Source organism: Parvibacter caecicola, assembly GCF_003725335.1.
Taxonomy (GTDB): domain Bacteria; phylum Actinomycetota; class Coriobacteriia; order Coriobacteriales; family Eggerthellaceae; genus Parvibacter; species Parvibacter caecicola.
In genome coordinates this window covers 20,221-41,870 of sequence record NZ_QIBY01000014.1, presented here as the reverse complement: position 1 = coordinate 41,870, position 21,650 = coordinate 20,221, and the positions used below count along the sequence as shown (strand labels likewise).

At 64.4% G+C, this 21,650-nt stretch carries 17 protein-coding genes; all 17 read right to left on the bottom strand.

The window, feature by feature from the left end; translation table 11 throughout:
* Positions 1-19: 19 nt before the first annotated feature.
* The 17 genes from ftsX to DMP11_RS07810 all read right to left on the bottom strand — a co-directional run bounded on the left by ftsX (position 20) and on the right by DMP11_RS07810 (position 21,535).
* Positions 20-931 carry a permease-like cell division protein FtsX gene (gene ftsX / locus DMP11_RS07895; protein WP_123185947.1) on the bottom strand — a complete coding sequence of 304 codons (912 nt, stop codon included), beginning with the start codon at positions 929-931 and terminating at the stop codon, positions 20-22.
* On the bottom strand, positions 924-1,766 hold the full coding sequence (gene ftsE, locus DMP11_RS07890) for a cell division ATP-binding protein FtsE (protein ID WP_235869427.1): 843 nt from the start codon (positions 1,764-1,766) through the stop codon (positions 924-926). Before ftsE ends, ftsX begins: the two co-directional genes overlap by 8 nt.
* A gap of 215 nt (positions 1,767-1,981) precedes the next feature.
* Positions 1,982-2,965, bottom strand: a complete 984-nt coding sequence (locus DMP11_RS07885; RefSeq protein ID WP_123185946.1) for a transketolase family protein — start codon at positions 2,963-2,965, stop codon at positions 1,982-1,984.
* An 18-nt stretch (positions 2,966-2,983) separates the two neighbouring features.
* On the bottom strand, positions 2,984-3,799 hold the full coding sequence (locus DMP11_RS07880) for a transketolase (protein WP_123185945.1): 816 nt from the start codon (positions 3,797-3,799) through the stop codon (positions 2,984-2,986).
* An 8-nt stretch (positions 3,800-3,807) separates the two neighbouring features.
* Positions 3,808-4,902 (bottom strand): peptide chain release factor 2, encoded by a 1,095-nt coding sequence (gene prfB, locus DMP11_RS07875; RefSeq protein WP_123185944.1) that lies wholly within the window; start codon positions 4,900-4,902, stop codon positions 3,808-3,810.
* A gap of 55 nt (positions 4,903-4,957) precedes the next feature.
* The gene (gene secA, locus DMP11_RS07870) at positions 4,958-7,759 is read right to left on the bottom strand and encodes a preprotein translocase subunit SecA (protein WP_123185943.1); all 2,802 of its coding nucleotides are present in this window, start codon (positions 7,757-7,759) and stop codon (positions 4,958-4,960) included.
* A 142-nt stretch (positions 7,760-7,901) separates the two neighbouring features.
* Complete coding sequence (locus DMP11_RS07865) at positions 7,902-10,520, bottom strand: ATP-binding protein (protein ID WP_123185942.1); 2,619 nt, start codon at positions 10,518-10,520, stop codon at positions 7,902-7,904.
* Positions 10,521-10,765: 245 nt separating this feature from the next.
* Positions 10,766-12,895 (bottom strand): sodium-translocating pyrophosphatase, encoded by a 2,130-nt coding sequence (locus DMP11_RS07860; RefSeq protein WP_123185941.1) that lies wholly within the window; start codon positions 12,893-12,895, stop codon positions 10,766-10,768.
* A gap of 186 nt (positions 12,896-13,081) precedes the next feature.
* Entirely contained in the window at positions 13,082-13,534 is a 453-nt protein-coding gene (rsfS, locus tag DMP11_RS07855; protein ID WP_123185940.1) for a ribosome silencing factor, read from the bottom strand.
* Positions 13,518-15,020 (bottom strand): nicotinate-nucleotide adenylyltransferase, encoded by a 1,503-nt coding sequence (gene nadD / locus DMP11_RS10540; protein ID WP_214646989.1) that lies wholly within the window; start codon positions 15,018-15,020, stop codon positions 13,518-13,520. Before nadD ends, rsfS begins: the two co-directional genes overlap by 17 nt.
* A complete protein-coding gene (locus DMP11_RS07840; protein ID WP_123185939.1) occupies positions 15,021-16,301 on the bottom strand; it encodes a glutamate-5-semialdehyde dehydrogenase in 1,281 nt (426 codons plus the stop codon).
* 10 nt (positions 16,302-16,311) lie between these two features.
* The gene (proB, locus tag DMP11_RS07835; RefSeq protein WP_123185938.1) at positions 16,312-17,451 is read right to left on the bottom strand and encodes a glutamate 5-kinase; all 1,140 of its coding nucleotides are present in this window, start codon (positions 17,449-17,451) and stop codon (positions 16,312-16,314) included.
* Positions 17,451-18,845 (bottom strand): GTPase ObgE, encoded by a 1,395-nt coding sequence (gene obgE / locus DMP11_RS07830; RefSeq protein WP_123185937.1) that lies wholly within the window; start codon positions 18,843-18,845, stop codon positions 17,451-17,453. The genes proB and obgE overlap by 1 nt, the downstream gene beginning before the upstream one ends.
* Before the next feature lie 114 nt (positions 18,846-18,959).
* Positions 18,960-19,211, bottom strand: a complete 252-nt coding sequence (rpmA, locus tag DMP11_RS07825; protein ID WP_123185936.1) for a 50S ribosomal protein L27 — start codon at positions 19,209-19,211, stop codon at positions 18,960-18,962.
* Between the two features lie 20 nt (positions 19,212-19,231).
* Positions 19,232-19,552 (bottom strand): 50S ribosomal protein L21, encoded by a 321-nt coding sequence (rplU, locus tag DMP11_RS07820; protein ID WP_123185935.1) that lies wholly within the window; start codon positions 19,550-19,552, stop codon positions 19,232-19,234.
* A 159-nt stretch (positions 19,553-19,711) separates the two neighbouring features.
* Entirely contained in the window at positions 19,712-20,131 is a 420-nt protein-coding gene (locus DMP11_RS07815; RefSeq protein WP_123185934.1) for a peptide deformylase, read from the bottom strand.
* A 183-nt stretch (positions 20,132-20,314) separates the two neighbouring features.
* Entirely contained in the window at positions 20,315-21,535 is a 1,221-nt protein-coding gene (locus tag DMP11_RS07810) for an LL-diaminopimelate aminotransferase (protein WP_123185933.1), read from the bottom strand.
* Between the last annotated feature and the right edge of the window lie 115 nt (positions 21,536-21,650).

The following is a 21,650-nucleotide window of genomic DNA, read 5'->3' as shown; positions in this document are numbered from 1 at the left end:
GTCAGCCCCTCGGCCGCGCCTAAACCTTCAGGTAGCGGCGCATGGCGAACGCCGAGCCCAGAAGGCCGATCACCAGGCCGGCCCCCAGAAGGGCCAGGTAAATCATCACGTAGGTGTGGCCGGACACGTCCAGCGACAAGAACGAGATGGCGTCCTGCAAGCGGGGCAGCGCATAGGCCCGCAGCACCTGCAGCACCACAATGGCCAAACCGGCGCCGATTACCGCGTGCAGCGCGCCCTCCATGAGGAAGGGCCCGCGAATGAAGCCGTTGGAGGCGCCCACCAGACGCATGATGGCAATCTCCTTGCGACGCGCCATGATGGCAAGACGGATGGTGTTGTTGATGAACACCAGCGCGATGAACACCAGCAGCAGGATGAGGGCCGCGCCGATGTAGCGCAGGTACCCGGTTACCGTGAACAGCTTGTCCACAGTGCGCTGGCCGTAGCGGATGGCCTCGTGGGGATCATCGGGGTTGTCGGTGATGGACTTGTAGTCGGTGTTATCCAGAATCTGCTGCACCACCGTCTCCACCTGCGAGGGGTCGGAAAGCTCCACCTCGATGGAAGCGGGCAGCGGATTCTGGCCGTCCAGCTGGTCGATGATGTCGGGGTTGATGGTGGTTTCTCGGAAGTCCTCCAGAGCCTGGTCCTTCGTGGTGAAGCTGACCGACGAAACATCGGCAAGGGCGGTGATCTGGTTCATCACCTTATCGATGGTTTCCTGCGAGGCATTGTCGCCCACATGGGCGGTGATGGTAACTTCGTTCTCGATGTTGCGCACCAAGTGCTCCACAATCACGCCGCCCACCAGAAACACGCCGATAATCAGCAACGACAGGAAAATGGTGATGATCGAGCCCAGCGTAGTGGACAGATTGCGGGTGAGCCCCTGGAAGGACTCCTTCAAAAAATAGAACAAACTAGACATCGGAACCGTACACCCCCCGTTCCTGGTCGCGGGTGAGATGGCCGCGGTCCAACACGATCACGCGCCGGCGCATGTTGTCCACCATCTCGCGGTCGTGAGTGGCGATGACCACCGTGGTGCCGGTGCGGTTGATGCGCTCCAGCAGATCCATGATGCCGCGGGACGTTTGCGGGTCGAGGTTGCCGGTAGGCTCGTCGCAAATCAAGAGCGGCGGGCGGTTCACGATGGCTCGGGCGATGGACACGCGCTGCTGCTCGCCGCCGGACAGCTGATCGGGATACTTGTTCAGCTTATCGGCCAGGCCCACCAGCCGCAGCACTTCGGGCACCTGTGTCTTGATCACGTGGCGGCTCTTGCCAATCACTTCAAGGGCGAAGGCCACGTTCTCGAACACGGTTTTGTTGGGCAGCAGCTTGAAGTCCTGGAACACGCAGCCGATGTTGCGGCGCAGGTAGGGAACGCGCCAGTTGCGCATGGTGGTAAGATCCTCGTCGGCCACGTAGATTTTGCCCGACGTGGGCTTGATCTCGCGGGTGAGCAACTTGATGAAGGTGGACTTGCCGGAACCGGAATGGCCCACCAAGAAGATGAACTCGCCAGCGAACACTTCCAGGGTAATGTTGTCCAGCGCCGGTTTCTTAGGCTGGGCGGCATAAACTTTCGTCACATGATCGAACGTGATGACCGGCATGCCCATGCGGGTGGGCACATCGTTCACATCAAGCTCGGGCAGAGACTGGGACAGCTGGGAGGTGGCGGAAAGCGAACCGGCGCCACCGGCGCTTCGGTGCCTTCCGTGGGCCCCACGGCCTCCTTGGCTCATTTCATTGGCCACAGCATGCTCCTTTTCGGGTTGGGTTAGCTGTTTCGGCAGATGCGGTTTCGGGCTGAGAGCTTTCTGGAGGATAGGCGGTCGCGACAGAGCTGCGCTCGACGCGTCGGGGTGCTTGAGCCTGTAGTCTCAAGCACCCCTTTGGCTTTACCGGACCTCGCTCCGCTCCGCCACGACCGCCTTGCCATAATTCTTAGTCAGAAACACAACCGCTAATCTTAACAGAGGGGCTTGCGGGCTATGGCTTTCTTCACCGCATCTTCAATGGCAGCGGCGTCAATGGAGAAGTAAGAGAGCAGCTCCTCGAACTCGCCGGACTTGCCGAAGCAGTCGTCCACGGCCACCATCTCCAGCGGCGCCAGACACTGGCGGGAAAGCACGTCGGCCACCGCCGCCCCCAGGCCGCCGATGCGGGAGTGCTCTTCGGCGGTAACCACGCAGCCGGTTTTGCACACCGAGGCCACGATGGTGTCCTCATCCAAGGGCTTCACGCAGAACGCGTCCACCACTTCAACGGAAATGCCCTGCTCGGCTAGCGATTCCGCCGCCATCAACGCTTCGCGGATCTCCACCCCGTTGGCCACGATGGTGCAGTCGGAGCCCTCGCGCACCACATAGGCGCGGCCGCATTCCAGCTGCACGCCGTCCTCGTACACGCAGGGCACCGCGGCGCGCCCCATGCGCACGTACACCGGGCCCGGGGTTTCCGCCGCCAAGCGAATGGCCGCCACCGCCGACGGGTAGTCGGCGGGCACAAACACCCGCATGCGCGGCAGCGCCCGCATCAGCGCTACGTCCTCCAGCATCTGATGGCTGCCCCCGTCGGGGCCCACCGAAACGCCGGCATGGGTGGGGGTGATCTTCACGTTCAGGTTGGAATAGCACACCGTGTTGCGAATCTGGTCGTAGGCGCGCCCGGTGCCGAACACCGCAAACGACCCGGTGAAGGCCACGTTGCCCGTGAGCGACAGGCCCGCCGCCACATCTATCATGTTCTGTTCGGCAATGCCGCAGTTGAAGAACCGCTGACCGTATTCCGGCTTCGCGGCGGCGAATTTTCCCATCGTGGTGGAACCGCTCAAGTCGGCGTCCACCGCCACTACCGGCACGCCCTCTTCCGCCAGCGCCGCAAGGGTTGCCCCCAGGGCGGCGCGGGTGGCCTTCTTCACCGAACGCTGCTCGGCGGATGCAAGTTTAACCATGGAAATCGTCCCCCTTAGCTATTCGTCGCCTAGTTCGGCCAGAGCCACCGCGCATTGCTCGGCATTGGGGGCCTTCCCGTGCCAACCGGCCTGGTTTTCCATGAAGGAAACGCCCTTGCCCTTCACCGTTTCGGCGATGATCGCCCACGGCGCGCCGTCCGGCTGGGCCTTGCAGCTGTTAAGCACCTCGGTGATGGCGTTGATATCGTGGCCGTCCACTTCCGCCACGCGCCAGCCGAAGGAGGCGAACTTCTCCTTCAGGCTTTCGGGGCTGCACACCTCGGTCACAGGACCGTCGATTTGCAAACCGTTGTGGTCCACGATGGTAATCAGGCGCCCCAGCTGCTGGTGGGCGGCGAACATGGCCGCTTCCCACACCTGCCCCTCTTCGCACTCGCCGTCGCCCATCAGGGCGAAAACGGTGCTCTGGCTGCCGGCCAGGCGCAAACCGCAGGCGGTGCCGGCGGCGATGGAAAGGCCCTGCCCCAGCGAGCCGGTGCCCACTTCCACGCCGGGCACCATACTGGAATCGGGGTGCCCCTGCAGCCGCGACCCCAGCTTGCGCAGGGTTTTCAGCTCTTCGACGGGGAAATAGCCGGCACGGGCCAACGTGGCGTACAGAGCCGGCGCCGCGTGCCCCTTGGTGAGGAAGAACCAGTCCCTCCCCTCCCACCGGGGGTCTTCGGGGTTGTGGGCCAGCACGCCGTTCAGGTACAGGGCCACCAGAATGTCGGTGGCCGAAAGGGAGCCGCCGGGATGGCCGCTGCCGGCTTCGCACACCATCTGCACGATGTCCCGGCGGATTTGACGCGCCAGCGCCTGGTTGTCTTGCATAGTTACCTCTACCCCTTCTGCGAGACGTTCCACTTGTGATAGCCGATCACGAAATTGTCCAAATCGCCGCCCAAAACAGAATCGACGTTGCCGGTTTCCACGCCCGAGCGGAGGTCCTTCACCATCTGGTACGGGTACAGCACGTAGTTGCGAATCTGCGAGCCGAAGGAGTTTTCCATCCGCTCCCCCCGTAACTGATCCAGCTCCTCCTGCCGCTTGCGCTGCTCCAACTCGTAGAGCCGGGCCCTCAGCACCCGAAACGCCGCTTCCTTGTTCTGAATCTGCGATTTCTCATTTTGGCAGGTTACCACGATACCGGTGGGGATATGGGTGAGGCGCACGGCGGAATCGGTGGTATTAACGCATTGGCCGCCGGGACCGCTGGAGCGGTACACATCCACCCGCACGTCGGCCGGGTTCAGATCCACCTCGATGTCGTCGGGCATCACCGGCAGCACCTCCACGCTGGCGAAGGTAGTTTGGCGCCGCTTCTTGGCGTCGGTGGGGGAAATGCGCACCAGCCGGTGCACCCCCGCCTCGCTGGACAGCATGCCGTAGGCGTTGCGCCCCTCCACCTGGATGGTGGCGCGATCGAGTCCGATGCCCTCGCCGGGCACGATGTCCAGCCCGGTCACTTTCCAGCCCTTCGATTCGGCGTAGCGCACGTACATCTTGTACAGCATGTCGGTCCAGTCCTGAGCCTCCAGGCCCCCCTGCCCCGGGTTCACCGACAAGATGGCGTCTCCCCCGTCGAAGGGGCCGGTGAACCAGCTTTCCAGCTCCAGCGCGTCCAGCGCCTCGCAAAGGGCCTTGAACTGGGAGTCCGCCTCTTCGGCGAAGGATTCGTCCTCGTCCGCCAGTTCCAGGGCCGCCCGCACCTCCTCCAGCGTGGCGGCGGCGGACCGATGGCCCTCTATCACCGAGCGCAAATCGGCCGCCTCCTTCGACAGGCGGCTAGCGGCGGCGGGGTCGTCCCACACGCCGGAGTCGGACAGCTGCCGTTCCAGCTCTTGCAGCTGCTGCTGCTTCTCGTCGATCTTCAAAAATCCGCGGGCCTCTTCCACCCGCTTGGCCGCCGCTTCCAGCTCCCGTGCCTCTACCACGAACCTCTCTCCTTAAAACGCGCTTTCCGTCTCACTTGCCGTTTGCGGAAAGCCGTCAAAGGTCGCGGCCGTGGCACTTCTTGAACTTCTTGCCGCTGCCGCAAGGGCAGGGATCGTTGCGGCCCACGTTGGCGTAGGGGTCGTCGGCGTCTTTCTGATAGGTTTGGGGCTTCGCCGGCGCCGGCTTCGGCGGCGCGCCGGCAGCGCCGGCAGGGGCCGGGCGCGCAGCACGGCTGGCGGCGGAACCCTCCAGCGCCTGCTCAGGGGCGGAGTAGCTCACCTTGCGGGCCAGCGGGTCCGGATGCTCGGGGATGGCGCCGCCCGGGGTCCCCTGAGGCTTTGCGGCAATTTCCAGCCGCAGCAGGGTGCGCAGGAAGTCGTCGTACATGGTGGCGGTGAGCCCCTGGAAGGCTTCGTAGGCCTCGTTCTTGTACTCCACCAGCGGGTCGCGCTGACCGAAGGCGCGCAACCCGATGCCGGTTTTCAGGTAGTCCATCTCTTGCAGGTGGGCCATCCAGCGGGTGTCGATGATGCGCAGCATCACCTGGGCCGCCAGGTTCTTGGTCATCTCGGGCCCCAGCTGCTGTTCCTTCTGGTTGTACAGCTCTTGCAGATAACCGCTCACGGCGTTGGTCATGGCCTCGGGGGAATCTTCCTTCGCCGCCACCTCGCGGGAGGAGAAGTCGGTGCGGCCGGTCATGTTGGCCACCCACAGGTCCAGCGCCTTCAGATCCCAGTCCTGGGCGTCCTCCTCGGCGCAGTCGTCGGCCACCACGTCGTAGACGGCGTCGCCGATCAGCTCGGGGATGCGGGCCGAGATGTCCTTGCCGTCCAAAATGGCGTTGCGCTCCTCGTAAATGGCCTTGCGCTGCAGGTTCATCACGTCGTCGTACTCCAGCACGTTCTTACGGGCGGCGAAGTGCATCTGCTCCACCGTGCGCTGGGCGTTCTCGATGGACTTGGAAACCATGGAGGCCTGGATGGGCATGTCATCGGGCATGTTGGTCTTCTGCATCATGGCGCCGATGGACTCCATCTTGTTGCCGCCGAACAGGCGCATGAGGTCGTCTTCCAAAGAAAGGTAGAACTGAGAGCGGCCCGGATCGCCTTGACGGCCGGAACGGCCGCGCAGCTGGTTGTCGATGCGGCGCGACTCGTGGCGCTCGGTGCCGATGACGCACAGGCCGCCGGCGGCGATCACCTGGTCGTGCTCGATGGCGCAGCTCTCCCGCGCCTCCGCCAGCGCCCGCGCCCGCTCCTCTTTGGGCGCGAACAGCGGGTTGGGGTTGCCCTCTTCGTCCAGCGACGCTGCGGCCGGGTCGAAGCCGCGCACCCGCAGAATCTCATCCGCCATCACCTCGGGGTTGCCCCCCAGCAAGATGTCGGTACCGCGGCCGGCCATGTTGGTGGCGATGGTGACGGCGCCGCTGCGGCCCGCCTGTGCCACGATGAGGGCTTCGCGCTCGTGGTTCTTGGCGTTCAGGGTTTCGTGCTTGATGCCCCGCTTGTTCAGCAGGCGCGACAGCCGCTCGCTGCTCTCGATGGAAACGGTACCGATGAGGCAGGGCTGCCCCGCCGCGTGACGCTCGGCCACGAAGTCGGCCACGGCGTTGAACTTAGCATCGATGGTGCGGTAGATGAGGTCGTTCTCGTCCACGCGAATCACCGGCTTGTTCGGCGGAATGGCCACCACCGGCAGCTTGTAAATCTGGCGGAACTCAGCGTCTTCGGTCATGGCGGTACCAGTCATGCCCGACAACTTGTCGTAAAGGCGGAAGTAGTTTTGCAGGGTGATGGTGGCCAGCGTCTGGTTCTCCTCGCGCACCAGCACGTGCTCTTTGGCCTCCACCGCCTGGTGCAGGCCCTCCGACCAGCGGCGCCCCTCCATGATGCGGCCGGTGAACTCGTCCACGATCTTCACTTCGCCGTCCACCACCACGTAGTCCACGTCGCGGTGGAACAGGAACTGCGCCTTCAGCGCCTGCTGCAGGTGGTTGGCCAGTTGGCCGGAAGGGTCGGCGTAAATATTGTCGATGCCCAGCATGGCCTCGATCTTCTCCAGGCCGCTCTCGGTGGCGTTGATGGTTTTCTTGGCCTCGTCCATGTCGAAGTCCTTGCCCTCTTTCAGGCCGGGCATCACGCGGGCGAAGCGCTTGTAGGTATCGGCCGCCTGGGTGCCGGCGCCTGAGATGATGAGGGGAGTGCGGGCCTCGTCGATGAGGATGGAGTCCACCTCGTCCACCACGCAGAAGCTGTGGCCCCGCTGCACCCGGTTGCCGGCGCGGGTGACCATGTTGTCGCGCAGGTAGTCGAAACCGAACTCGGAGTTGGTGCCGTAGGTGACGTCGGCCCTATAGGCGGGGATCTTGTCCTTGGGGTTCATGCCGTTTTGGATGAGGCCGGTGGTCATGCCGAGGAAGCGGTAGATGCGCCCCATCGATTCGCAGTCGCGCCGGGCCAAGTAATCGTTCACCGTCACAATGTGCACGTTGTTGCCGGGAATGGCGTTCAGGTAGCCGGCCAAGGTGGACACCAGCGTTTTGCCTTCACCGGTTTTCATCTCGGCGATCTGCCCTTCGTGCAGCGCCATGCCGCCGATGAGCTGCACGTCGAAGTGGCGCAGACCGGTGGTGCGCACACTGGCCTCCCGTACCACGGCGAAGGCCTCCGGCAACAGGTCGTCGAGGGTTTCGCCATTGGCGTAGCGCTGGCGGAACTCTTCGGTCTTCGCGGCCAGCTCGGCATCGGAAAGGGCCGAAATCTGCGGCTCCAACCCGTTAATCTTGTCCACAATGGCCTGGTAGCGCTTGAGCTGCTTGCCCTCGCCCACCGTGAGCAGCTTTGAAAGGAAACCCATAGGTGTCAACCGTTTCTCTCGAAAAGGCCCCGCGCTAAAGGTGCGTGGGCCGCGTTGTGCGAACCTTCGGTATTCTAACAGGAACCGGCCAATGGGACGCCGCTTTTCATCGTCTCCACAGCGAAAAGCCCCCAGCACCAGCCTAAAGCGCCACCTCCTCCTCGATGATGGAGTGGTACAGTTCCACCAACCGGGGCGAAGGGTCAATGCCCAGCTGCTCGGTAAGGTATGAACGGCAGGCGAAAAAAGTGTCCAGGGCCGCCGCTCGCTGGTCCGAGGCGATTTGGGCCCGCATCTGAGCCAAGTACACGTCTTCCCGCGACTGGTCGCGCCGCAGCGCCTCGCGGGCGAACCACAGCGCCCCCTGCGGCTCACCGCCGGTGAGCAGCCGTCCCGAGGCGGCCACCAGCGCATCGGTCATGTTGGTATGCAGTCGGTGACGGCTCTCCTGAATCACCGCGTTTTCCCGCTCGGCTGGCAGCAGCACCCCGCCGAAACGGCCGCTGGCCAGGGACAGCAGCTCTTCCCAGTTGGTTTCGGTACGGCCGCTGAACAATAGCTGGCGGCACAGTTCCTCGAAGGGATCTAAATCGCTTTCCACCAGATCGTAGTTCACCCGCACGCTCATCTCGGTACGGATGAGGTAGGGGCACTGGCCGTCCACTGACAGCACCCGACGTAGCAGCGACCACAGGGCGTAGAAATTCTTGCGGGCCGCCGCCGGAGCAGTTTGGGGCCAGAAGGTGGTGCTGAGGTAATCCACCGACACCTCTCGGCCGTGGTTGAGCACCAGGAGCGCCAGCAGCGTGCGGCTCTTGCGGCGGGTGAGCAGCCGGTCGTCCACCCGCGTGTCACCCACGTGCACCACAAATGACCCGAATAAGCTCACTCGCAACTTGGGAAACACCGCCGCCCGTGCCGCGGAGGATTTCTGACGGCGGGCGGAATCGGAGCGGAACTCGTCTTGGCGGGCAGCCTCGCGGGAGGAGCGCTCGGCGTCCATCTGGCGGCAACTGCGCCGGTAGGCCCCCTGCTCGGCCGCCAGCTCCTCCCGGGCCCTCTTCAAGGCAACCGTTGTCAGGGGCCGCAGCCGCAAGCTGACACTGAAGCGGCGCGACTCTACCAACTCCTGCAGCAAATCGCCCACGCGCACCTGGGCCCAGCCAAACTCCTCCCCGCTAACGGCCAGGGCGTCCAGCGCCAGCATGCACTCCTGGATGAAATCCTCCGCCATCTCCTCCTCCTCAAAGGCTGGGGGCTCTTCCTCCAACTGCCAGCGCGCCAAATGCGCCAGTATCAGGGCAGCTGAGAAAAGCAGCTGGCGGCTCCACGAGCGTCGACCGCCACCGGACCGGCGGCACTGCTCGTGAAACACGCTCACCGCCAGAGCAGTGCCGTCCTGCAGGGCCGCCTGCACCGCCATGGAATCCAGCACCTCTGCCGATACCGGCAATGGCTGACCGTTGGATTTTTGGATTTGCATCTTGCGCAGCAGAGGCTCTACCGCTTCATCGGCCCGATCCAGGGCCTCCCCTTCCCCCACCATGGCCAGAAGCAGCGCTGCCATCGAGCGAGAGGCGTCGTCGCTGCCGGAAGACGCCACTACGGCCCGCGCCAGCCGCCGCGCCTCCTTCACGTCGCCCATTTCGGCAAAACCCCAGGCGGCCGCCGAGCTGGCATGGGGCGGTACCGAACTGTGGCTGCGGCTAGCCTGCAGGAACGCCACGCAATACTCGCGGGAGTAACCGCCACCTACCAGGTCCCATCCATGATGGCCCAGCCAACGCATCGCCGCTCCGCGGGAAGCGAGACAGCCCACGGTCTCAAAAGCCCGAACGCTCTCGCCGCGCCCAAGCATGAGGTCGGCCGCCAGCATGGCCATCCCATCGCGGTTGCGGCAGGGCAGCTGGACGCAGTGGGCGCCGATGACGGCCCCCACTGCCCGCCCCAGCTCTTCGACCCCCACTTGCGTCGCCTCGAAGCGACCCTCTTCCAAGCTGATACCAGCATAGGGATAGCAGGCCGCCAGCAGCTCCAACGTCTCCCCCAGCCGCTCGGCGCCGATAAACCCCTCCAAATCCTCCAACCGCCCGCGCCCCATCAGCAACATGGCGACCAGAGCCAGGAACATCTCTTTGGGCAGCGCCTCTTTCCGCAATCCCTCTAGCAGCTGCGCCGTTCCCCGCTCATCCCACAGAAGACAGGGCACACAGGCACTGGGGGCAAGCCCGTCAGCCACCACGGCATCCTCTTCCGCCAGCCGGGGCACGCGCTCTTCGGCGTTCACCAGCAGTCGATGGCCGTCAATGAGCACGCGGCCGGGCACCAGCTCCCCGTACAAGTCGGCCGAGGGTGCCAACGAGCACAGCACCTCCACCTCGGCGGCCGCCAAGGCATTCACCAAACGCCCAAAGGCCTCGGCCCGTTGCTCGTCCATAACCGGCACATCCTGAAACACTGCCAGTCGCAGGCCACCGTCGAAGCGGCGCAAATCGGAATCGATGGTACCGGCGTCCAAATCCCGCAGAAAGCAGGGCGAGCCGCCGTTGACCCAGGAAACATGCTCGAAAGAAAACACCACATCGGCGTATTCGGCCATGAGGGTTTTCTTGCCGAAGCCGGCCGGAGCCACCAAAAACCGCGGGAGGTGCCGTTCTGCCAGAAGTTGGTTCACCAAATGCGGCCGCGGATTGTGCCGCAACGGTATGGCTCCCTGTGGCTGATGGCCCTTGCATGCGGCATCGCGGATGAAATTAGTCATATTCGTACCCCTTCCATACCCATCCTCGTTTGCGGGAGGGCCATGGTAGAGCTAAGGGAAGAGCGACGGCAACGGGCACCTTCCCTTCTCACCGGCTGTGCCATATATGTCTCAATCGATGTCAGTCGTCACAGCGGGATTCGCAACCGCAAAGCATCGCGGGGGAGCTCACAGGGCCACAGGCAAAAAAACGGCGCCGCAAGGTGCGGCGCCACATCGGGCAGAACTTATGCCAAGCCCGAAGGCTACAGGGCCGGAGCCAGCAGGGCCAAAAGCGGCACCAGCAGAAGTGCCACGATGTTGAACACCTTGATCATGGAGTTCAAAGCCGGGCCGGCGGTATCTTTGTAGGGGTCACCCACAGTGTCGCCGGTAACGGCCGCCTGATGGGCAAACGAGCCCTTGCCGCCGTACTTGCCCTCCTCGATCAGCTTCTTGGCGTTGTCCCAAGCGCCGCCGCCGGAGGTCATGGAGATGGCCACGAACAGGCCGGTGATGATGGTGCCCACCAGCGCACCGCCCAGCACCTGGGTAGTGAACTCGAAGGCCAGTGGGTAGCCGCAGGCGTTCAAGATGAAGCCGATGACGATGATGACCACCGGCGTGCCGATGGGCAGGCAGGCGGGCAGCACCATCTCGCGCAGGGCTGCCTGGGTAACCAGGTCAACGCAGGTGGCGTAGTCGGGCTTGCCCTCGCCTTCCATGATGCCGGGAATCTCCTTGAACTGACGGCGCACTTCCTTCACCACGTCGCCGGCGGCGCGGCCCACGCTGGTCATGGCGCGGGAGGCGAACAGGTACGGCAGAAGGCCACCCACGAACAGGCCGATCAGCACGAACGGGTTGGACAGGTCGAACAGCACCGTGAAGCCGGTTTCCTCGGTTACGGTGTGGGTGAAGTCGGCGAACAGCACCACGGCCGCCAGCGCGGCGCTGGCGATGGCGTAGCCCTTGGTAACCGCCTTGGTGGTGTTGCCCACCGCGTCCAGCGCGTCGGTGTTCTCGCGCACGCTCTCGGGCAGGCCGCTCATCTCGGCGATGCCGCCGGCGTTGTCAGTTACGGGGCCGAAGGAGTCGATGGCCACCACGATGCCGGCCATCGACAGCATGGCCAGCGCCGCCACGGCGATGCCGAACACGCCGCCCAGGAAGAAGCTGACCAGCGTGGCGATGACAATCACCAGAATGGGCAGGCCCGTGGCTTCCATGCCCACGGCCAGGCCCTGGATGACGTTGGTGCCGTGGCCGGTGACGGAGGCCTCGGCAATGGAGTCCACCGGCTTTTTAGTGGACGAAGTGTAGTAGTCGGTGATGTACACCATGGCAGCGGTGAGGGCCACGCCGATGACGGCGCAGATCCACACAGACAAGGGCGTGATGCCCTCGGGGGCCAGCACCGGGTTGGCCACCGTCACATCGCCCAGCATCCAGAAAGTGATGGGCAAGAACGCCACCACGGCGATGCCAGCGGCAATCCAGAGGCCCTTGTACAGGGCGCCCATGATGGTGCCGCCCGGGCTCATCTTCACGAACACGGTGCCGATGATGGAGGCGATGATGGAGGCGGCGCCGATGACCAGCGGGAAGCCCAGCGACATGGCGATGGAAGATTCGCCGAAGGCCAGGTTGCCGATGAGCATGGCGGCCACCGTGGTAACCACGTAGGTCTCGAACAGGTCAGCGGCCATGCCGGCGCAGTCGCCCACGTTGTCGCCCACGTTGTCGGCGATCACGGCGGGGTTGCGGGGGTCGTCCTCGGGGATGCCGGCTTCCACCTTGCCCACCAGGTCGGCGCCCACGTCGGCCGCCTTGGTGAAGATGCCACCGCCCAAGCGGGCGAACACGGAAATCAGCGAACCGCCGAAGCCCAGGCCCACCAGCGCGCTCCAGGAAGCGGTGCCGGAGTACACCAGGAAAGAGAAGAGGGAGACCGACAGGATGCCCAGGCCGATGACGAACATGCCGGTAACGGTGCCCGACTGAAACGCCACGCGCAGGGCGGCGCCCAGGCCGGTGCGGGCCGCTTCAGCAGTGCGCACGTTGGCGGCCACTGAGATGCGCATGCCAATGTAGCCAGCGGCGGCAGAAGCAGCGCCGCCCAGCAAAAAGCCGAGAGCGGTCCAGATGCCGAATCCGGAAACCCCCATGAAACCGGGAATCACCAAAATGATCGCAATCACCACGGCGGCAATGGCGACGGTTTTGTACTGGCGAGCCAGATATGCCATCGCGCCTTCCTGGATTGCGGAGGCGATGCTGCGCATCTTCTCGTTGCCGGCAGGCAACCCGTTGATGCGCTTGATCAAGACGCCCGCGTACACGGCGGCCAAGATACCCGCCAGCAAGCCCAAGATCAAGGGAATAGAAGCTTCCATGAGTCTCCCTTCCAATGTTGAAAACGCTGCGCCCGAGGCAAGGCCCCAAACGAAACGCGGCGCCCACTTCGGGCACCGCGTGCTTTTATACCATCAAATGGGTTGTTTTCCTGCGCGAATTTCTCCATCGCGCGGCGCCGCCCGACTTCGGGTGGCGCCGGCAACGGGACGGCAACAGAGGAGTTTTTAAGCCTCGCGTCCCAGCAACTTGGCGATGCGCTCGCTGTACACCAAGTCGGCGATGCCGGCCTCGGACTCCAGGTCCACCACTGGCGCATCGTTCCACAAAGCTTCCAGGCGGTAATGCTCACGGGTTTCCGGCTGGAACACATGCACTACCACCGAGCCATAATCCAAAAGTTCCCACGAGCCGTCGGAAGTTGTTTCCCGGTGCAGCGGCTTTAAGTGCCCCTCTACCCGCAGTTTCTCCTCTATCTCATCTATAATGGCCTCTACCTGGCGGTTATTGGAGGCGGTGGCGATGACGAAGTAATCGGTGACACCGATGAGCTCCTTCACCTCCTGCACCATGATGTCAGTGGCCTTTTTATCGTCAGCGGCACGGGCCGCGATCAGGGCGGCGGTGCGAGAGCTAGCCGGCTGCGCCTCGGCGGCCTGGTTCTCAGTTGTGTTCTCCATTATGTTCCTTTCGTTTCAGAAGGCCCTTGGCGTAGGCGTTCCACACTTCAATGGTAGCAGGATGCAGCGGCTTTTGCCGGGACATCAGCAGGTATACCCAGTATTCGTACACTTGCAGAAACAGCTGGGGCAGGCTCACTTCGCCCACCAGCTGCCGCAGCTTGTCCACCTCGCCGAAGCGGCGATGGGGCTCAAGGCAGTCGGCCACGTAGATCACCATGTCCAGCGGCATCATGTCGGGGGCGGCGGTGGTGTGGCGGTCGATGGCCTGCACCACGTCGGACGGCAGGGCGGGAAACTCCCGCGCCAGAGCAGCAGCAGCAGTGTGGGCGTGCAAAACCTGCGGCATCTTCTCCACCACTTCCGGCGCAATGGCCCCTTCAAGCCCCAGCTGGCGCACGCGAGCGCGGATACCATCGTCATCGAAGCCCTTGTCCCAGTCGTGGATGAGCCCTGCCAGCCGCGCCTTGCGGCGGTCTACCCCGTAGATGGCCGCCAGCTGATCGGCCGTAGCGGCCACCCCCAGGCTGTGAGCGAAGCGCTTTTTGCTCACCCGCTTCTCCAGTTCGGCCTTGCGGGCCTCCCAGAACTCCTCGCTCAGCACCTCTTCCAGGGACAGCCCCCACTGGGGGACGTTATCGGGGGGCACATCCACGAATTGCGAGCGACGGATTTCCTCCAACTGCCGCGAGCTCAAGGGAGTATCGGCCGGACGCGGCTGCTTGCCCATCTGGACTTCCTTGGCCCCCAGGCTGCATGGCTCGCCCCCTTCCCGCGCTGCCTCCAGTGCCGGCTGCAGGCACCCCTGCCCCGTGGTTTTCAGAACGGTGGAGGGAGCGCGATACAGGCCGTTGCGAAAAATGTAGTCGCACACCGACAGCGTGGTGAGATAGCGCAGCGAATAGCCCTCGGCCACCATGGCCCGCAGCTCGCTGGAGGAAATCGCCAGCGACGTTACCTCGAAGTAGCTCACGCGAAAATCCCCCAGCTGGGCCAACTCCTCCTTGAAGGCGGCGCCCACCTCGTAACCGGGACGGGTAGCGGCCACGAACTGCACCATGCGGGCAATTTCGCGGCTGTCCTTCCAACGGGCGATAGAGAGGATGGAATCGGCGCCGGTGATGTAGCACAGTTCCACACTTTCCGGAAAGTGCTGCCGCAACGCCCGCACCGTGTCCACTGCGTAAGTGAGCCCTGCCCGTTCCACCTCAATGGCACTCACATCGAAGTGGGGGTTGGGGAGGCAGGCCAGGCGGCACATCTCCAGACGCATCTCCGCTGGCGTCACCGTTTTGCCCTGCTTATGGGCGGGGTTACCAGTGGGAATGAATATCACCGCATCAAGTCCGAAGGCCTCCCGCGCCTGCTCAGCGCAGGCCAAGTGCCCAATATGGATGGGGTCGAAAGTGCCCCCCATAATGCCCAGCCGCGCCGGCGCGCCGTCTTGCCCCAGCCCATCGAAGCGGGCGGAAATCGCGGCGGCCACTTAGGCCCTCACCTGGCCCGACCCTCGCAGCTGGTACTTGGTGGAGGTAAGGCCCTCCAACGCAAAGGGGCCGCGCACGTGGGTCTTCTGGGTGGAGATGCCAATCTCGGCCCCCAGCCCGAACTGGCCACCGTCGGTGAAGGCGGTGGAAGCGTTGGCATACACCGCCGCGGCGTCCACCTGGTTCAGGAACGCCTCGATGGCCGCCGCCCCCGCCCCGTCCGTCGGGTTTGCCACGATAGCCTCGGAGTGCATGGTGCCATAGCGGTTGACGTGGGCAATGGCCTCTTCGGGGCCCGCCACCACCTTCACGGCGATGTCGGGGGAAAGATACTCGGTTTCCCAGTCCTCGTCGGTGGCGGCAACCGCGATTAGGCCAGGGGTTGCGGCGGCGATGGCCAGCGCTTCCCCGTCGCCGTGCACAGCGACGCCCCGGGCGGCCAGCCGCGCCAGCACCTCCGGCAACAACCAGGGGGCGGCAGCGCGGTCCACCAGCAGGGTTTCCGCAGCGTTGCACACCCCGTAGCGGCGGCATTTGGCGTTTTCCACGATAGCGGCCGCCATCTCCGTCGGCGCGGTGGCGTGCAGGTACACGTGGCAGTTGCCGGTGCCGGTTTCAATCACGGGCACCTTGGCGCACTCCACACAATGACGGATGAGGCCGGCTCCTCCGCGGGGAATCAGCACGTCCACCAGCCCGTGCAGCCCCATCAGCACATCGGTGGCGCTGCGGTCGGCGGTGGTGAGGGCCACGATGCAGCCCCTCGGCATGCCTGCCCCCTCGGCGGCGGCCGCCAGCACGTCGGCGATGGCGCGGTTGGAGCGCAGGGCCAGGCTGCCGCCGCGCAAGATGCAGCTGTTGCCCGACTTCAGGCAGATGCCGGCAGCGTCGGCGGTCACGTTGGGGCGCGCCTCGTACACCACCGCCACTACCCCCAAAGGCACGCTCACCTGGGTCAGCTGGATGCCGTTGTAGAGGGTTTCCTGCTTCAGCACCCGCCCCAGCGGGTCGGGCAGCGCCGCCAGCTCCTCCAGCGCATCGGCCATAGCGCCCACGCGCCCTTCGTCCAGCATCAAACGGTCCAGCAGCGATTCTTTGGTGCCCGCCCGCCGGGCCGCCTCCATGTCGTGGCGGTTGGCGGTCACTATGGCGCCGCTGTGGGCGCGCAGAGCCGCCGCCATGGCCCCAAGCGCAGCGTTGCGCTCGTCGGCGCTCGTTTGCGCCAGCGCGGCGCTGGCCGCCTTCGCCGCCTTCGCCAGTTCGATTACCTCTTGCTCCACGAAGTCACTCCTATTCAAAAAGCACCAGCTCGTCGCGGTGGATTACCGGCCGCTCCGCCAGCGGCGCCAGAATGCAGTTCTCGGCCACTTCCTCGCGGCTGCGCCCCACCGCCAGCTGCAGAAGGTCGCTGCCGGCAGCGGCTCGCCCCCGGCCGAACACGTGGCCGGTGCCGTCGGCCACGTCCACGATGTCGTCGCAGTCGAAACGGCCCTCCACCGCCCGCAGCCCCACGGAAAGCAGCGAGCTGCCGTGCTTCACCAGGGCCTCCTTCGCCCCGTCGTCCACGGTCACGGTGCCGCGCGAGGTATCGCCCAGGGCAATCCACAGTTTCTTGGCGCTTATCTCATGGGGGCGATGGGGCGCCACGAACCGGGTGCCCACGTCCTCACCGGCCGCCGCCTCCTCGATGCACCGGGGGCGGCGCCCGTGACACACCACCATGGGAATGCCTGCCGCCATCAGCACCCGGGCCGCCTTTATCTTCGTCACCATACCTCCGCTGCCCACGCTGGAACCCACACCGCCGGCCGCGTCCAAAATGGAGCGGTCGATGCGGCTTATCTCCCTAATCAGCGTGGCCGATGGGTCCACCTGGGGGTTGGCCGTGTACATGCCGTCGATGTCGGAGAGGATCACCATGAGGTCAGCGTCAATGAGGCAAGCCACCAAAGCGGCCAATGTGTCGTTGTCGCCAAAGCGAATCTGCTCCACCGACACCGTGTCATTCTCGTTCACAATGGGCACCACCGAAAGTTCCAGCAGCCGGTTCAAGGTGTCGCGGGCGTGCAGGTAGGCATTACGGTCGGCGGTGTCGCGGCGAGTGAGAAGCACCACCGAGGTGATCATGCCCAGCGCGCCGAACGCGTTGGAGTAAGCGGTGGAAAGGGCACTTTGCCCCACCGAAGCGGCCGCTTGCAAGCTGGGCATGTCGGTGGGCCGCTTCGCGATGCCCAGCGCCTCCAGCCCGCAGGCGATGGCGGCGGAGGTGACCACCACCACGTCCCATCCGGCCGCCCGAACGGCGGCCAGTTGCCGGGCCAGGCTGTCCAAAAACCCGTAGTCGATGGAACTCTCGGAGGTGGTGAGAGTGGAAGAGCCTATCTTCACCACCAAACGGCGCCGCGCGCCGGCGGCCTCGTGGCTGTTCATTAGATGTCCAATTCCTGGTAGATGTCCACTGCCCCTTCGGGGGATTCGTAATCGAAAGAGTACCCCACGATGCGAATCTCGTCGCCGTCCCGGGCGCCAGCGCGGCGCAGGGCGTCGTCAACGCCCACCCGCTTCAGCCGATGCTGCAGGAAGGTGATGGCCTCTTCGTTGTCCCAGTCGGTCTGCACCACCATGCGCTCCACCTGCGGGCCGCTGACGCGGAACACCCCTTCTTCCTCCTCGGTGACGGTAAAGCGCTTGTCCCGCTCGGCCCGCTTGTGCTCCCAGATGCAGTCGTACTGCACCTCGGCCGCCGCTTGCTCGCGGGCCGCCTCGCGCAGCTGATGCACCTTGTGGGCGATGGCCGCCTTCAGCTGTTCCACCCCCGCGCCGGTAAGGGCGCTGATGCGGTACAGCTTGGGGTCGATGGGGCTTTCCACAAACTCGTTGCCGCCAGCGGCCGCCAGCGAATCCGCCTTCACGCGAGCCGCCAGCTGCTCGCACACCTCCTCGATGCCGGGCACGTCGGTTTTGTTGGCCACCACGATGCGGGGCCGCTCCGCCAGTTCTTTGGCGTACAGCGCCAGCTCGCGGCTGATCACCTCGTAGTCCTCCAGCGGGTCGCGCCCTTCCCAATCGCCGGTGAGGTCCACCACCTGCACGATGAGGGCGGTGCGCTCGATATGGCGCAGAAACTCGTGCCCCAAGCCGCGCCCCTCGTGGGCCCCCTCGATGAGGCCGGGGATGTCGGCCACCACGAACGACAGATCACCGCTAGTAGCCACGCCCAGGTTGGGCACCAGCGTGGTGAAGGGGTAGTCTGCGATCTTCGGCCGCGCGGCGCTCATCTTGGCGATGAGCGACGACTTGCCCGCCGAGGGCATGCCCACCAGGGCAGCGTCGGCCATCAGCTTCATCTCCAGCTCAATCCAGCCCTCGATGGCCGGCTCCCCCAGCTCCGCGAAGGCAGGCGCGCGGCGGGTGGAAGTGACGAAGTGGATGTTGCCCCGGCCGCCGCAGCCGCCGCGGGCCACCACCACCGACTCCCCGTCGTGGGTAAGATCGGCTATAAGTTCGCCGGTTTCCTTGGTTTCTTCGAAGTATTCCCGCACAACAGTGCCCACCGGCACCTTCAGCACCAGGTCCTCCCCAGTGGCACCGTGCATGCGGCTGCCCTTGCCATGGGTGCCCCGCTGGGCCTTGAAATGGTGCTTGAAACGGTACTCTATCAGCGACGAAAGGCTGGCGTCCGCCTGCACCACCACGTTGCCGCCGTGGCCGCCGTCGCCGCCATCAGGGCCGCCCTTGGGCACGTGGGCCTCGCGGCGAAACGACATACAGCCGGCGCCGCCGTCGCCGCCCTTCACATGAATGCGCACCTTGTCGATGAACATGCTATCCTCCGCATCTGGGGAAACGCCCGCTTCCCCGATATAGAAAAAGTGCTCCCGGAAACCCGTGGAGCACTGAAAAGGCAAAAAATGTAACGCAGTCGTGTTGGGGAGCGTTTACTCAGCAGGACGAACGTGCACGCGGCGCTTCTGGCCGCGGGTGAACTCCAGAGTGCCGTCGCACAGGGCGAACAGGGTGTCGTCCCCGCCACGACCCACATTCTCACCGGGATGGAAGTGGGTGCCATGCTGACGCACGATAACCATGCCAGTCTTTACCTTCTCGCCAGCGAATTTCTTAACGCCCAGACGCTGTGCGCGGGAATCGCGGCCGTTGCGAGTAGAGCCGAGACCTTTCTTATGAGCCATGAGATTGCCTCCTTCTTGCTTTACTCAGCCACGGCAGCGCCGACGGCATCAATCTTGACGCGGGTCAGGTTCTGACGATGACCCTGCATCTTCTTGTAGTTCTTGCGCTTCTTGAACTTGAACACCAGCTGCTTCTCGCCGCGGAACTGCTCCAGAACGGTAGCGGTCACCTTGGTCTTAGCAGCCTTGGCCGGATCGGCCTCCACCTTGCCATCGTCAACGATGCAGATGGCCTGAAGCTCAACCTGATCGCCGGGCTGGGCATCCAGTTTCTCGATGTTGATCTTGTCGCCAGGGGCAACTTTGTACTGCTTGCCGCCCGTTTTTACGATTGCGTACATGGTATGTTCTCCTTATAGGTCAGTAAACGCAAGGGAATATGCTAGCAGCGGGATTTCCCGCCGTCAACAAATTTTTTGCTGCTTTCACGCAAGCGGCACACCAGCGCCGCCGCTCCCCCGCCCTGTAGCAAAAGCGGGGGGCTTTTGGGGCGGAACGCCCTATACCAGCACGCCGTTGCAGTGGTCGATCATGTGCTGCACCGCCTGGGCTCCGTAGCCTTCCAGCTTCTTCTTGGCGGGCACCAGCCGGCCGTCCTCCAGGCGGTCGTAGGCGACGCGGATCCAGCTGTAGCGCTGCACCGCCGCCGGCTCTTCGCGGGACAGGCAGCTCTCCACCGCCGCGAAGGGCTTCAGCTTCTGGGTGATGCGGGGGTTGAACAGCACCACCGGCTTCTCCGCCTCGTTCAAATAGGCCACGATGCACTTGGTGACTCCAATCTGGTTGGCGGCCAGGCAGGCAGCGTCGTCGTTGGCCAGCAGGGTGTCCACCAGATCCTGCGCAACGGGGGCGTCTTCGGCCACCGCCGGCTCGCACTTCTTCGAAAGGATCTCTTCGTCCGTGATTACTTCTTTGATCATGGGGCCACCTTCTAGCTAAAGAGTTAAATTGCTCGCGAAACTATAGCACAACCGCACGACAGGGAGCCAATGGGGGGTGTCAGGGGGACGTTCACTTTTGACACACGTTATTGGCTGCCATCCCGGCAGTGCTTTTCCATGTGTCAAAAGTGAACGTCCCCCTGACACCCCCCTTTTTTTGCCTTAAGCGAAGTGGGCCTTGATGCGCTCCATGGCCTCGGCGGTGGCTTCGGGGGAGTTGAAAGCGGTGAGGCGGATGTAGCCCTCCCCCGCCGGGCCGAAGCCGGCGCCGGGCGTGGTGACGATGGACAGCCGGTTCAGCAGCAAGTCGAAAAACTCCCAAGACCCCATGCCCTCGGGGGTCTTGCACCAAATGTAGGGGCTGTTCACGCCGCCGTACACGGCGAAACCGGCCGCCTCAAGGCCAGCACGGATAGTGGCGGCGTTGGCGCGGTAGATGTCCAGCGTTGCCTCCACCTGGGCCTCCCCTTCCGCCGTGTACACCGCCGCCGCGCCCCGTTGGATAACGTAAGAGGCACCGTTGAACTTGGTGCACTGGCGGCGGTTCCACAAACCGTGCAGACTCTGGCCGTCGCGCACCAGCGCCTTGGGCACCACCGTGTAACCGCAGCGGGCACCGGTGAAGCCGGCGGTTTTGGAGAAGGAGCGAAACTCGATGGCGCAGGTTTCGGCGCCGTCAATCTCGTAAATGGAGCGGGGCACCCCCTCTTCCACCACGAAGCGCTCGTAAGCGGCGTCGAAGAGAATCACCGCGTCGTGCTGGTTGGCCCACCGCACCCAGCGCTCCAGGGCCTCCCGCCCCAGCACCGTGCCGGTAGGATTGTTGGGGCTGCAGAGGTACACCAGATCCACCGGCTGATCGGGCAGCGCGGGCACAAAGCCGTTTTCCGCCGTTGTGGGCATATAGTATATGTTGGTCCAGCATTCGGCGGCCGGGTCCCAGTCGCCGGCGCGGCCGGCCATGGCGTTGCTGTCCACGTACACCGGGTACACCGGATCGCACACCGCCACCTTGCAATCCAGCGAGAAGATGTCGCCGATGTTGCCGCAATCGGATTTCGCCCCGTCGGAAATGAAAATCTCATCTGCCCCGATGGCGATGTTGCGGGCGGCGAAGTCGTGCTGGGCGATGGCCTCGCGCAGAAAGCCGTAGCCCTGCTCGGGGCCGTAGCCGTGGAAGGATTCGGCGGCCGCCAAATCGTCCACCGCGGCGTGCATGGCCTCCACCACCGCCGGCGCCAAGGGCTGGGTGACGTCCCCGATGCCCATGCGGATGAGCGCAGCCTGCGGGTTGGCCTCCTGGTAGGCGGCGGTGCGGCGGGCTATTTCGGAGAACAGGTAGCTGCCGGGCAGCTGCTGGAAATGAGGGTTCACATGAGCCATGGGGGCCTCCTTGGGGCGTGGGCGCGAATTTCCTTCAATGGGGCCACTGTAGCCATCCAAGGTTTCCGTTCTGTGAAATGAGCCGAAGCGGTGGGCAAAATGCACTCGGCCGCCG